Origin of the sequence: Nostoc sp. (assembly GCF_036917135.1) — a bacterium.
GTDB lineage: Bacteria > Cyanobacteriota > Cyanobacteriia > Cyanobacteriales > Nostocaceae > Nostoc.
The window spans coordinates 1-13486 of the sequence record NZ_JBALEA010000067.1 but is presented as its reverse complement, the minus strand read 5'-3'; the positions used below and the strand labels follow the sequence as shown (position 1 = coordinate 13486).

Genomic DNA, 13486 nt, shown 5'->3' with positions numbered 1-13486 from the left:
AACTGCTTATGCAGAAAAATCAAGTTAGAAAAGCTGTGATTCCGGTAGCTGGTTTTGGTACTCGGTTGTTTCCTGCTACCAAAATTGTGAAAAAAGAACTTTTCCCGATTATTGATCGAGATGGTAGGGCAAAACCTGTGATTCTCGCAATTATTGAAGAGGCAATTAGTGCTGGAATTACAGAAATAGCGATCGTGGTGCAACCGGATGATCAAGAAACATTTGAAGATTTATTGAAAAATCCACCCAAAAAAGAACTTTTACAAAAACTTTCACCACAAAATCAAGAATACAGCCGATATCTCGAAGATATAGGTAGCAGAGTTACCATCTTATTGCAAGAGGAGCAATTAGGCTATGGCCATGCGGTATTTTGTGCCAAAAATTGGGTACAAAATGAGCCGTTTTTGCTAATGTTGGGCGATCACATTTATGCATCTGATATTGAAAAATCTTGCGCTAGTCAAGTTTTAGATGTTTACGAACAAGTTAATCAAAGCATTGTCGGTTTAACTACAATGCCAGCAGAGATTATTTATAAAGCTGGATGTGTAACCGGAGTTTGGCAAGAGTTAAACTCGATTTTGTCAGTTACGCAACTCTATGAAAAGCCTACTATTGAGTATGCAAAAAAATATTTGCGTTTAGAGGGAATGTCAGAAAATGAGTTTTTAGGGATATTTGGCTTGTATTTACTTACGCCGAAAATTTTTGACTTTCTAGCAGAACATATCAGCCAAAATTTCCGAGAACGAGGTGAATTTCAGTTAACATCCTGTCTGGAAAGATTACGTCAGGAAGAGGGAATGATAGGATATGTTGTTAAAGGGAAGTGTTTTGATACAGGTTTGCCAGATGCTTATCGCCAAACAATGATTGATTATAGAAATTTCTAGATGAATCTTAAAAAAGTTAGGGACTGACAAGAAATAAATTATCCAAATAAACGAAGCACAGAGACACAGAGAGAAGTTGCGTGCGCGGGTTCCCCGCGTTGAGCAAACTTCGGGAGAACACAGAGAAAGGAGAAATAGAGAGGGTTTTTGGATCAGTTTTGGGACATTTTTTTATTTGGAAGTTCCTTATGAGGCGAATAGAATTCGCAACTATACGAACAAAAAGATCCCCAACTTCTTCAAGAAGTCAGTGATCTGAGCGTCTCAGTAGCCTTTAATTACGAATTACGAATTACGAATTATGAATTATTTTGCAACGGTTGCTCGCGGATTAGAAACCCTCGCGGCTCAAGAGTTAGAGCAACTGGGTGCCCATTCTGTCGAGCCTGGGTTTTGCGGTGTAGCCTTTGAGGGCGATCGCACTCTACTTTATCGCGTCAACCTCTGGGCGAGGCTGCCATTCCGAATCTTGGTGAGTATCCATGAGTTTCCATGCCTTGATGCCAAGGATCTCTATCGCGGCATCCAGACTATCGATTGGCAAAACTATTTAACGCCAGATATGACGCTGGCGGTAAATACCACTGGCAAAAACGATCAACTCAATCACACCCACTTCACATCACTCCAGATCAAAAATGCGATCGTTGATCAGCAGCAAGAAAATCTGGGCGAACGTTCAAATGTCGAGCTTCATGAACCAGATGTGCGGATCAATGTTCATATTGAACGCGATAGTTGTACCGTTAAACTCGACAGTTCTGGAAATAGTTTGCATCGTCGAGGCTATCGCCCTGCAGTTGGAGTAGCCCCTTTAAAGGAATCTCTGGCTGCTGCGCTCATTCAGCTTTCAGGTTGGCAGCCAAACCAAATGTTCTACGATCCGCTCTGTGGCTCTGGCACTTTACCCCTAGAAGCTAGCTTAAAGGCACTTAATATAGCACCAGGGCTGTTTCGTGAGTCCTTTGGATTTGAAAATTGGCTCGATTTTGACCTGCCCCTTTTAGAAAAGCTGCTCCAAGAAGCGAAAGAGAGCCAACTGGATACCCTACCCGCGCCGATTTGGGGAAGCGATCGCGATGAAAATATCATCGAGCAAGCGATTAACAATGCTCAAAACTGCGGCGTTGATCATCATGTATGGTTTTCTCAAATGGAACTTGCTGATGTTGTCGCCCCCGCAGACAGTGGGGTTTTATTCTGCAATCCACCCTATGGCGAACGACTAGGGCGAGATAGCGATTTAGGGGCGTTCTATAAACTTTTGGGCGATGTGCTGAAACAACGCTTCAAAGGCTGGACTGCATTTGTGCTGAGTGGTAACAAGGAACTGTCTCAATCCATTGGACTAAAATCATCCCAGAGGATTGCCGTGTATAACGGAGCGTTGCCTTGTCAGTTAATGAAATATGAACTGTACTAAGAAAGAATTGATCAGATTTTGCGATTTGTATTACGGTTTAGCGATCGCACAGGTAACAGAGGCATTGCCAACTCCAGCATTCCCAGATACAGACTGGGCGATCAGTTTAACTTCTCCCGTTGCGGTGCGAATGAATCCGGTTGCTTCGATAATCGGGGTATAGGGGGTTTGGGCGATGGGTTGAACTTGGCGTTTAAATTCAGAGAGATCACGAATATCATTCCAGGTGCGTAGGCGTAACCCGTCGTAGATATCGCTCCCTACCGATTCATTTGGATTAGGCGGCAAACCCCCTCGTCCCGTCACCACAAAACTACTGCCTTGAGCATTGCACCCTGTGGCAATTTGTTGGCTAGAATCTGCGAAATTCACAGGCAGTTGCACCACTCCAGTACTTGGATCGACACCCAGATTATTAATCTGTACCGTCCCGCTCACACCAAATTGCGAACTGGCGGTAATATCACTATTGGGCGTGTTTCGGGGTTGAAACTGGAGTCCAAAGATGCCCTGAGAAGTAATCCCAATCTTACCGCCGTTCCCAGTAAACGCATTGGCGCGAATATCGCTATTTTCCGACAACACGCCAACGATGAACCCGTTAGGAGTATTAATCGTAATATTGCCGCCATTGCCCCCCGATTGAGCAGTGCCTGCGGTAGTCGAAATCAAACTATTGCGCCGTAGCAACAACAAATCGCCAAGATCCAGGGTAATATTGCCCCCTTGAGTGCTAGCAGTTTCGGCAGTGAGGGATGCACGGGTATCAAGTTTAAGTTGATTAGCCGTAACCGAGATATTGCCGCCTGCACCACTACCCAAACTACCCACTGCGATCGCAGCCTCATCCTGGAACAAAGCCGTTTTTGCTGCCACCGTAATGTTACCGCCTTTGCCCGTAGAACCCGCAGTTGTAGTGGCAAAAAGTCCAGTACCAGCCCCATTAAGAGTTAGTTGGTCAGTCTGAAATCTAATATCCCCTGCGGCTCCACTGCTAGAAGTATTAGAAGATACTCGCGCTCCCTGGCTCAAGTTGACGCGATCGGCAGCAATCGTGAGGTTGCCGGCGTTACCACTGCCAGAAGTGGAAGCAGATAGTTCCACTCCATTGTTAAGGGTTAATTGCCCAGTGGTGAGGTTGATATTGCCACCTGCACCACTACCCAAACTACCGACTGCGATCGCAGCCTCATCCTGGAACAAAGCCGTTTTTGCTGCCACCGTAATGTTACCGCCTTTGCCCGTAGAACCCGCAGTTGTAGTGGCAAAAAGTCCAGTACCAGCCCCATTAAGAGTTAGTTGGTCAGTCTGAAATCTAATATCCCCTGCGGCTCCACTGCTAGAAGTATTAGAAGATACTCGCGCTCCCTGGCTCAAGTTGACGCGATCGGCAGCAATCGTCAGGTTGCCGGCGTTACCACTGCCAGAGGTGGAAGCAGATAGTTCCACCCCCCCATTAATATTAAATTGCCGAGTTGTCACGCTAATATTTCCAGCATTGCCACTGCTACTGGTTTCGGCAGTTAACTTGCCTGCCCCTGTTAGGGTGATCGTGTCTGGAGCAGTGAGAATTAGGTCGCCGCCCTTACCACTGCCATTAGTGGATGCAGAGATTTGGGATTGGGGCGCGAGGAACACATCTAAAGTCGGATCATTGGCGTAGGGATTAAGCCGCAGCGTGCCAGCAGGGGCTTGTCCTTGGGTATCAGCAAACACGCCAACGATCCCCGCCAGATTCATTTGGGAAGCATTAAGGGTAATGCTACCACCACCTTCGGCGTTGGTTGCCGTGGCGCTAGCTGTGGCAACGATGCGGGCATTATCGGACAAATTGAGACTGGGGGTATTGATTATAATATCCCCAGCCTTGCCTGCATCAGTGGCTGCTACCGAAAGGACGGGGGCAGCGCCTTCCACCTTTGCGATATTGACGGTTGTAGGAGCGTTCACGGTGATGGTGCCACCTTGCCCACTGCCCTGAGTGGCGGCGCTAATCTGTGCGTCTCCAGCAACGAGAACTGTGGGGCTATTGAGGGTAATGTCGCCCGCTTTGCCAGTACTACTGGTGGTTGCAGAAAGACTACTACCGTTGGTGAAGCTGATACCCTGTCCAGTGGTGATGGTGATATTCCCGGCATTGCCGCTATTGCTGGTGCTGCTGAGAATTTTACTCTGGTTGAACGTTGCTAGACCAGGACTGGTAAAGGTAATATTTCCGGCGGGGTCGCTGCCTTTGGTGTTGCTTTCAATCTGGGTATTGGTGAGAGTGAGATTACCTGCGCTGGTAATGCTGACATCGCCCGATCGCCCCGTTCCAGTAACCGGAATTGTGATTGCCCCTGTAAATGGGGTGTTTACTGTCACCTGTTTTCCGGTCAAAATTACGGTATCAGCGATCGCCAAATCTCCCTGCCCATTCACCGCAACTGCCCCCGCCTGTGCTGAAGAAGATGCCGTCAGCATTTGTAGTCCAGACACCTGGTTTTTTGCGTCTAACGTGACATTTCCGCCAACGTTTGCGGTTCCTTGGGGCGCAACCGAAAAGGTATTCAGGGTATTTCCCGCTCCAGTAATATTCCCATTCTCTGCGGTGAGGGCGATCGCGCCGCCATTGCTACTATTGCCAGTTGTTGAATACGAGAATGAGGAAAAATCGCTATTGGTAAGAAGGTTGCCGTTGGTGCTGGTTAGAGCGATCGCCCCGCCATTGCCACTATTGCCGGTGCCTGAGAGCGAAAATGAGGACAAGTAACCATAATTATTGTTGGTGAGGTTGCCGTTGGTGCTGGTAAAGGCGATTGCCCCACCATTGCCACTATTGCCATTTATTGAGTACGAGAATGAGTACAACAAGTTATTGTTGGTGAGGTTGCCGTTGGTGCTGCTAAAAGCGATCGCCCCGCCATTCCCACTGCCAGTTGGTGAGATCGAGTATGAGGACAAGTAACCATTGTTGGTGAGATTGCCATCGGTTGTCGAGAGGGCGATCGCACCACCATTGCCACTATTGCCACTATTTGAAGTTGTGCTTGAGTCCAACACGGCATTATTAGTGAGGTTGCCCTTGGTCGTCGAGAGGGCGATCGCTCCACCATTGCCACTATTGCCACTTGAGGCTGAGTACAAATAACCATTGGTAGTAAGGTCGCCATTGGTAGCAGAAAGGGCGATCGCTCCGCCATTGCCACTGTTGCCACTATCTGAGGTTGAAAATGAGTACAACAAGCCATTATTGGTGAGAGTGCCATTGGTAGCAGAAAGAGCGATCGCCCCGCCATTGCCACTGTTGCCAGTTGTTGAGCCTGATGCTGAGTACAAATAACCATCATTGGTGATAGTACCATTGGTAGCAGAAAGGGTAATCGCCCCGCCATTGCCACTGTTGCCACCATTTGAGCTTGAGAGTGAATACAACAAGCCATTATTGGTGAGGTTGCCATTGTTGGTAGAGAGAGCGATCACGCCGCCATTGCCACTGTTGCCACCATTTGAGATTGAGGCTGAGTACAACGTGCCATTGACATTGAGGTTGCCATTGTTGGTAGAGAGAGCGATCGCCCCGCCATTGCCACTGTTGCCACTATCTGAGGTTGAGACTGAGTACAACGTGCCATTGACATTGAGGTTGCCATTGTTGGTAGAGAGAGCGATCGCCCCGCCATCTCCCCCGCTTTGATTGGACACATCGATACTGGCAACGTTAATATCTCCAGTGCCCGCAATTAGGCTAACGACTCCCCCAACGTTATTAAAAGGTTGCACCAGCACATTACCCATCAGCGTAATTCCACTTGGAACTGTGCTAGTTGTGTAAGTAGGCGGATTGTTTTGATTGCTGCCGCCATAAATCAGATTCGTCTGCCCAGACCGGATGATTAACCCAGAACGGGTACTCAAAATCCCATCGCTGCCCATAAACGTGGAGACTGTATCGGGGGCGGTAATATTAATGTCACCCTGAATCTGCACACTGCCCAATGACTCAATTAGCAGGGACGCTCCTGTGTAGCTACCTGCAATATCCACATCCCCGATACTACTAATAATGGGATCATACAAGCTAACAAAAGTGGCGGGTTGTCCTGATTGACTGCGGATTTGGAACTCACCACCACTGAAAAAATGGGCATCACCTGAAATCGTGCGATCGCTAACCAGACTCAATTTGCCGAGACTCTGAAACTGCGATTGGGGATGGTTCAGGGTAAAAATATCAACGCCCTGATTCCCTTGAATCGTTAAGTCTCTGCCTGCACTGGCTATAAATGGAGTGGTGACGCTATCCCGAATTTGTACCGTCCCTTGAGCCTTCAGCGTGACATCTCTACCTGCTATCAGTTGCCCTTGCAAATCGAGGTGGTTTGCTTCCAGAGTCAGGTCTTTTCCGGTAGTGAGATTACCCCGATTAGCGATCGTCGAATCTGGTGGAATACTGCCCCTTTGCAATCCTAATGGCACGTTGATGGTTAGTAACGGTGGTGCTTGGGGATTGGTGGCGCTGAACTCACTGCCATCGAGAAACTTGAAACTGCTGGTGGTGCTGGCAACAAAGGAACCGCCAATGTTTAACTGAGCATTGGGGCCAAAAATAATCCCGTTGGGATTGAGTAAAAACAGATTGGCAATGCCGTTGACACGAATCAGCCCATTAATATTGGAAAAATTGGTTCCAGTTACCCGTGTGAAGATATTTTGAATCGATGCCGAATTATTGAAAAACGCCTCGCCGCCCGTGGGAACCGAAAACTCCCGGAAACTATGAAACAAATTCGCGCCTCGGATTGTGCCCCCATCAATGGTGCAATTTGTGCAGCTAGGTGTTACCTGGGAATTGACTGGAAGCGTAGAATCGGGAACAATTTGAGCGAGTCCGGGAGTGGAAATTAAACAGGTAAGTAGGACACTACTAAACTGGCACAGCCGAGAAACTGAATTTTGCATTTTAGGTTGGAGTTTGCAATAACAAAAGGGACAATTGGGTGAGAGGTTCCCAACTACTACTAAAATGGCGATTTAACTAGAAGGGCGATTATAAATATAGTTCCCGCTTCCTGTTGGGAATGAACATCGTATTGAGCCGAGAGAAGTTCGGCGAGTTGCAAGAGTTTTAAAACTTTATGCTGCAAGCTTTTAGGGCAATTATCTTCTCTTTTCCTCTTGCCTCATACCTAAACTAGGTAGACTGGAAAAGTAAAGATTAGACCAGTCTATGCAGAATTCCACAGCACTGCCAAAGATCATCCGCGCTCATGTATTCATTTCTGGCCGAGTCCAAGGTGTGGGCTATCGCTATTCCACTGTGGATACAGCTAGCCAGTTGGGATTAACTGGTTGGGTGCGGAATCTCCCTGATCATCGAGTAGAGGCAGTTTTTGAAGGGGCGCGAGAGGTTGTAGATGACATGGTTCGCTGGTGTCACTCTGGGCCACCTGCTGCTGTGGTTAAAGATGTTGTGGTTGAGTATGAAGTACCAGAAGGGTTGCAGAGATTTGAAGTTAAGCGAGGTAAATAATTAATTGCTCTGGCATTAAGTAATTAGACATCTCCAGAAATTAAATATGCGTTACCCAGAACCCTTGTAGAGACGTAGCAGTGCTACGTCTCTACTTTTTCGGAGATGTCTAGTAGGTGAGAATAAATCAAAGTAGATTAAGTAATGTAAAAAGTATTGAGATGATTTAGTAGTGTACCCCTTCGGGGATCTTGCTACGCAAAGCGTCTCTGAGAGAGCGGCTCGATCCCTCAAATTAGGACTAAAGTCCTGACTACAAACCTTGAATTATTGACGCTGCTCTACTGACATTGAGTTTTTTATGTCAGAAGCTGTTTTTTCTGGGTTTCCCGAAAACGGAAAAACTAAGACACTCTTGATTTTTTGGTTATCAACTAATTCTTTCAAATGACCTAGTTGCCGATCTGTAATTGCAATTCCAGCATATTTTTGAGCATAATTTAATTCCTCAAGAAAATTACTATCGTTATAAGCTTGAATAAATACCCGATCCACACCCCATTTTTCCCAGTCAGCCGCAAAATATTTTTTAGCCCAATAGGGGTTATGATGGCAAATATCAAAGCTTACCGAGGGATTAGCCTTTTTCATCGAGGTGATCATTTGTTGCACAAAACTGGTTAATTTTGCAGTGTGGTCAACTTTCCCAGGTAATTCGGCATAATAACCTAGATAATCATCCCATTGAACTGCATCAATATTTGGATATTTTTTGACAAACTCTACTAAGATATTGGTAAAGAAGTTAGTCACTTCAGGAATCTCGACATCAAGTACATAATGATCGATTCCAGGGTAGGTTTTATCGATTCCTGGGACAATCCATTTTCTAGCGATCGCTAAATCAAAAATGGGACTATTCTGATCTATTTTAATCCCCTTCTCAAAGTAAGCGTGAACTTGCATTCCTTGTTTATGGGCTTCATCAATCAACCAATTTAACCATTGTTCTTGAAACTGGTTTGGACAACTTTTATACCCTAGAGTTTGCTGCATAACGTCGCTATTGTACATCGTACAACCATTACCCCAAACACCATGAATAATTGTATTAATTCCTTGAGAGCGATAATAACGAACTCTTTCACGAATTGTTTGCTCATCAGCATTATTAGTAATTTGGTAGCGAGTTAAATAAATTCCTCTAATTACTTTCTTTTCCCAAGGAGTTTGAGATAATGGTGTTTTTTGATCTGGTATTGTTTTCAGCGAAGCTTGGCTATTAGTGTCAGGGGAATTTGGAGTAATTGATAAAGAGGGAGTGGGAATTGATGAAGCAGTTGGAGTTAGAATGAGAGGGGGAGTGGGAATTGAAGAAGCAGTTGGGGTGGAATTCAAAATCGGAATATTTATTTGTTGATTCTGAGGTAAAAGCTTGCTGATATCTAGATTTCCTTTCTGGCTGAACCACCAATAACCACCGCCAAAGACAAGTATGATTACAGAGATCGGAATATTTGAGCATCCACATCCAATTGGCTTTTTCTTTTGGGACGGCATAATAATATGATGATCGCATAGTAATTTATTATACATATTCATCAAAATATGCCATCCCGTAAGAATTCAGCACCTTAAATCCGTTGCAACGCCCCAGAACTCCTCAGTTCTGCTAAGGTTGCATTGCCTGTACAAAATAAAGCTGTTTCGAGTTCAGCAATCAGAACTTCCACCAACTCATCAACGGCGGCTGACGATTTGACGGCGGCTTCTAAAAAAGGTCGAGCTAAACCTGCTAAATCGGCTCCTAAAGCGATCGCTTTCGCCACATCCAATCCGTTAATTAGCCCGCCAGAAGCAATCAAGGGAATTGTCGGCGCGATCGCTCTGATGGAGTTCAGACACTCTGCGGTTGGTAAACCCCAATCAGCAAAAGTTTGTCCCAAACGTCGCTGCTTGTCGTCTTGAGCGCGTTGGCTTTCCACCTTTGCCCATGAAGTTCCACCGGCTCCAGCAATATCAATGGCTGTCACTCCTGCATCAATTAACTTTTGTGCCATTGGTGCAGAAATGCCATTTCCGACTTCTTTAACAACAACAGGAATGGGTAGTTGCTGACAAAGTTGGGCAATTTTACTCAACAGCCCCCGAAAATTTGTATCTCCCCGTGATTGTACACACTCTTGTAGGGGGTTAAGATGCAAAATCAACGCATCTGCTGACAAGGAATTTACCAGATGCAAGCAATCATCAAGCCCACATCCATAATTTAGTTGCACAGCCCCCAAGTTCGCTAACAACAGAATGTCAGGAGCAAAGGAGCGCACAGCAAAAGTAGAGGCTAAATCAGGCTGTTCAATCACAATTCGTTGGGAACCAACTCCCATTGCTAATCCGTAGCGTTGAGCAACAGTAGCTAAACGAGTATTAACTAGCTGCGCCAATTCTGTTCCTCCTGTCATAGAAGAAATTAGCAGGGGAGCGCCAAGTTTTTTGCCCAAAAAGGTTGTTTGCAAATTAATGTTACTGCGGTTGATTTCAGGAAGACAATTATGAGTAAAGCGATAGCGCTCAAATCCACTAGTTACTTGCTGAAACTGCACATCCTCCTCTAAACAGACGCGGAGGTGATCGGCTTTTCGAGTCTCAATTTCAGTTACAGCATTGACTGATGGTACAGTAGTAGTCACAATTGCTTCCTTTGGCGAGTGATTATTGGCAGTTTAGCAAGGAACACCAACTCGTTGAGCGACACTAAATTTATACTATAGTAATGATAGTGGAAAGGTAATCAACCACTTAAAAAACCTAGCTGTCGAAAGACAAAGCACTGAACCTTGATAATTGAACGGCAGTTGCTCTACTTGGGGAAACCCCAAGACCGCACTGCCTCATCTATGCGGTTCTACTGCATTTTTCTAGTTTCCTCCTAGCAGTAGGTAAAAGATTCATAGGGGCTAGACTTGTGTTGAGCGAAGTCGAAACACGACTCAGAATTTTGGAACAAATTGTTTCAAGTAAAACAGGACTTGCACGGCAGTTGCTTCAAGTCGGCATAGCCGCCCAACGCACTGCCTCAGCAATGCAACTACCGAGGGGCACTCGGAAAGTTAACGCTTGGGGAGAATCCCACCTCTGGTCTAGATGACGCAAGGACTCTAGGTTAAGTGGTTTCGTTGAACCAAGAATCCCCGTCGATTTATCGCGGGGAGTGTCAAAATGCAGATGTCCACTAGGCGGCGTGCTGTCTATCTACCTAAATCCTGAAGAGACTTGATGAGTAATAAACTACAAGACTACAATCCGAGCGGCGTAGGTGAAATAAATGGCAACCTCTTAGGTTTACCCTGCGATTACGAGTCTGCAAACCTGATTGTCTTTGGTGTGCCCTGGGAAGTCACTGTTTCCTATGGTGCTGGTACTGCTAAGGGCCCACAGCGAATTCTAGATGCTTCCACTCAACTGGATTTGTTCGATTTCGATAACCCTGATGGCTGGAAGCAGGGAATTTTTATGGTGGAAATTTCCCAGGATATTTTAGAGAAGAATACATATTATCGCACCTTGGCAGCAAAAATTATTCAGCGATTAGCCGAAGGTAAAGAACTATCAGATACACCAGATTTAACACCTATCCTGACAGAAATTAATCAGGCTGGTGAACAGGTTAATCAATGGCTGTTTGAAAATTGTCAACAAGCAATTAATAATGGTAAGCGAGTTGCAGTCATTGGTGGAGATCACAGTTCGCCTTTAGGTTATTTTCAAGCATTAGCGGCTAACTACCCAGACTATGGCATTTTGCACATTGATGCCCACGCAGATTTACGCGATCGCTATGAGGGATTTGAGTTTTCCCATGCATCGATTATGTTTAATGCGATGAAAATACCACAAATTTCTAAGCTGGTGCAAGTGGGTTTACGTGATATTAGTCATGATGAAGTGCAAATGATTGACGAATCTGATAGTCGCATTATTGCTTATTACGACCCAGCTATTAAACAAAAGCTTTACTCTGGAATCACTTGGATCGATTTATGTCGAGAAATTATCAGTCATTTACCTGAGGATGTTTACATTAGCTTTGATGTTGATGGTCTAGATCCAAAACTCTGTCCGAGTACAGGTACTCCTGTTCCAGGTGGATTGGAATTAGAGCAAACTTTTTGTCTGTTCCGGGAATTAGTCAATAGTGGAAGAAAAATTATTGGCTTTGATATCTGCGAAGTTGGTGATGCTGAGTGGGATGGTAATGTGGGAGCGCGGATAGTTTACAAGCTGGCAAATTTGATGGATTTATCTCAATAAGTTGCTCCACATTTAACTTGCATAATGAGGGCGCTCATGTTGCCCACCCCACAAGAGTTATATCTCACATTCCGCACTTCAATAAATTCTACAAAAAACCACTTATCTAATTAAGTATTAACACTGATGCTTGCTAGGCTTTTAGCGTAGCTCATCGTAGACATCGCTATTCAACTACCATTAGCCCAAAAAATGTAGTATTAACATACTACATTGTGAAGTGTGAAAGATGGGTTAAATCATAAAGGAATATAAAAATTTTGGCAGAAATTTTGGGATGAGAGTATAGTTTGGAACATCATCAGTCGTCGTCATGATGTTTATACTTACGTACAAGTAAATAAAGCAGGTGCAATATGAAACTACAAGATTTTCTGGGAAAAGATGAGAAATGGGGATTTGAGGCGATCGCTAATGACACAGACTTGACTCGTCAGATTCAGGTATTGCTAATCGGTTTAGATTTGCTGGAATCCCCAGCCGATGGGAAGTTAGGGCCTATTTCTGTGGCAGCTATCAAAAAATTTCAAGAATTAAGGAAGACTGGAGAGAGTAACTTTTTAGGAGCAGTTACAGCTAAAGAACTGATTGAAACCAAACTAGAGGATCTACCTAAATCCCCCTTAAAACTAAGCAATAGCATTGCCAGTAGAATTGTAAAATACTTGCTATCCAAAGATTACCAGGTATTCAGTGGCACTAAAGAATACAACATTGTTTATGTAGAAGGCATAAATGAAGACTGGAGTTTAAACAGTGATACACCCAATGAATTTAACGATCGCCGCATTGTCATTGAAGTAGTAGAGGGTGTTCCTAAAATTGTGAATCACTGGCAAGCTACTACAGAACCAGGTAGTCATTATACTTATAATCCCATGAATCCTCTAGGGGCGGCTAGAATTAAGTTTGGGCAATACAAAGCTTGGGCTGTTGGTATGCACGGTAATGCAGAACGTCACGAAGCATTGGTACAAGTTGCACCCATCACTGTTTACCGAGATTTCGACAAAAATTTTCAACGGACTGGTGACAAACTTGATACAGGTCTTTTCTTAGTAAATCAACACTGGGGTTATGATGCTCCTGCAAATGATATCAAGAATGCTAGTGCAGGTTGTTTAGTAGGACGTAGGCGCGAGGGACATCGAGAGTTCATGGCGATAATTAAACAAGACCGTCGCTATGTAGCTAATAATGACTATGTTTTTTATACCACAGTCATTCCTGGAGATGATTTAGTGAAGACGTTTCCAGCTTAAGGTAATGAATAGGTTAGCACAGCTAACTGTGCTAACCTACTGTGAGATAGTAATGAGTAATGAGTAATGAGTAATGAGTAATGAGTAATGAGTAATGAGTAATGAGTAATGAGTAATGAGTAATGAGTAATGAGTAATGAGT

Annotated in this window: 9 protein-coding genes; 6 read left to right on the top strand and 3 right to left on the bottom strand. The window is 44.7% G+C overall.

What is annotated here, in order from left to right; translation table 11 throughout:
* Positions 1-8 precede the first annotated feature (8 nt).
* Together V7K50_RS19930 and V7K50_RS19925 are read left to right on the top strand one after the other, a co-directional pair.
* Positions 9-896, top strand: a complete 888-nt coding sequence (locus V7K50_RS19930) for a UTP--glucose-1-phosphate uridylyltransferase (protein ID WP_334962993.1) — start codon at positions 9-11, stop codon at positions 894-896.
* A gap of 301 nt (positions 897-1197) precedes the next feature.
* Positions 1198-2319: a THUMP domain-containing class I SAM-dependent RNA methyltransferase gene (locus V7K50_RS19925; protein WP_334962991.1), complete on the top strand. Its 1122-nt coding sequence runs from the start codon at positions 1198-1200 to the stop codon at positions 2317-2319.
* A 30-nt stretch (positions 2320-2349) separates the two neighbouring features.
* On the opposite strand, the gene V7K50_RS19920 is transcribed toward V7K50_RS19925, so the two are convergent.
* Positions 2350-7260, bottom strand: coding sequence for a beta strand repeat-containing protein (locus V7K50_RS19920; protein WP_334962989.1), 4911 nt, complete (start codon positions 7258-7260; stop codon positions 2350-2352).
* 268 nt (positions 7261-7528) lie between these two features.
* On the opposite strand from V7K50_RS19920, the gene V7K50_RS19915 reads away from it, so the two are divergent.
* Complete coding sequence (locus tag V7K50_RS19915; protein WP_334962987.1) at positions 7529-7831, top strand: acylphosphatase; 303 nt, start codon at positions 7529-7531, stop codon at positions 7829-7831.
* Between the two features lie 267 nt (positions 7832-8098).
* On the opposite strand, the gene V7K50_RS19910 is transcribed toward V7K50_RS19915, so the two are convergent.
* Both V7K50_RS19910 and fni read right to left on the bottom strand, forming a co-directional pair.
* Positions 8099-9331, bottom strand: coding sequence for a family 10 glycosylhydrolase (locus V7K50_RS19910; RefSeq protein WP_334963109.1), 1233 nt, complete (start codon positions 9329-9331; stop codon positions 8099-8101).
* Positions 9332-9405: 74 nt separating this feature from the next.
* Positions 9406-10461, bottom strand: coding sequence for a type 2 isopentenyl-diphosphate Delta-isomerase (fni, locus tag V7K50_RS19905; RefSeq protein ID WP_334962985.1), 1056 nt, complete (start codon positions 10459-10461; stop codon positions 9406-9408).
* Positions 10462-10736: 275 nt separating this feature from the next.
* Here fni and V7K50_RS19900 point away from each other — a divergent pair, with 275 nt between their 5' ends.
* The 3 genes from V7K50_RS19900 to V7K50_RS19890 all read left to right on the top strand — a co-directional run bounded on the left by V7K50_RS19900 (position 10737) and on the right by V7K50_RS19890 (position 13344).
* Entirely contained in the window at positions 10737-10919 is a 183-nt protein-coding gene (locus tag V7K50_RS19900; RefSeq protein ID WP_334962983.1) for a hypothetical protein, read from the top strand.
* 128 nt (positions 10920-11047) lie between these two features.
* Positions 11048-12082 (top strand): agmatinase SpeB, encoded by a 1035-nt coding sequence (gene speB / locus V7K50_RS19895; protein ID WP_334962981.1) that lies wholly within the window; start codon positions 11048-11050, stop codon positions 12080-12082.
* Positions 12083-12438: 356 nt separating this feature from the next.
* On the top strand, positions 12439-13344 hold the full coding sequence (locus V7K50_RS19890) for a peptidoglycan-binding domain-containing protein (protein ID WP_334962979.1): 906 nt from the start codon (positions 12439-12441) through the stop codon (positions 13342-13344).
* Positions 13345-13486: the final 142 nt, after the last annotated feature.

Coding starts and splice junctions, on each gene's coding strand:
- speB (WP_334962981.1), top strand. CDS start 11,048: ATGAGTAATAAACTACAAGACTACAATCCGAGCGGCGTAGGTGAAATA.
- V7K50_RS19925 (WP_334962991.1), top strand. CDS start 1,198: ATGAATTATTTTGCAACGGTTGCTCGCGGATTAGAAACCCTCGCGGCT.
- V7K50_RS19920 (WP_334962989.1), bottom strand. CDS start 7,260: ATGCAAAATTCAGTTTCTCGGCTGTGCCAGTTTAGTAGTGTCCTACTT.
- V7K50_RS19930 (WP_334962993.1), top strand. CDS start 9: ATGCAGAAAAATCAAGTTAGAAAAGCTGTGATTCCGGTAGCTGGTTTT.
- V7K50_RS19915 (WP_334962987.1), top strand. CDS start 7,529: ATGCAGAATTCCACAGCACTGCCAAAGATCATCCGCGCTCATGTATTC.
- V7K50_RS19910 (WP_334963109.1), bottom strand. CDS start 9,331: ATGCCGTCCCAAAAGAAAAAGCCAATTGGATGTGGATGCTCAAATATT.
- V7K50_RS19890 (WP_334962979.1), top strand. CDS start 12,439: ATGAAACTACAAGATTTTCTGGGAAAAGATGAGAAATGGGGATTTGAG.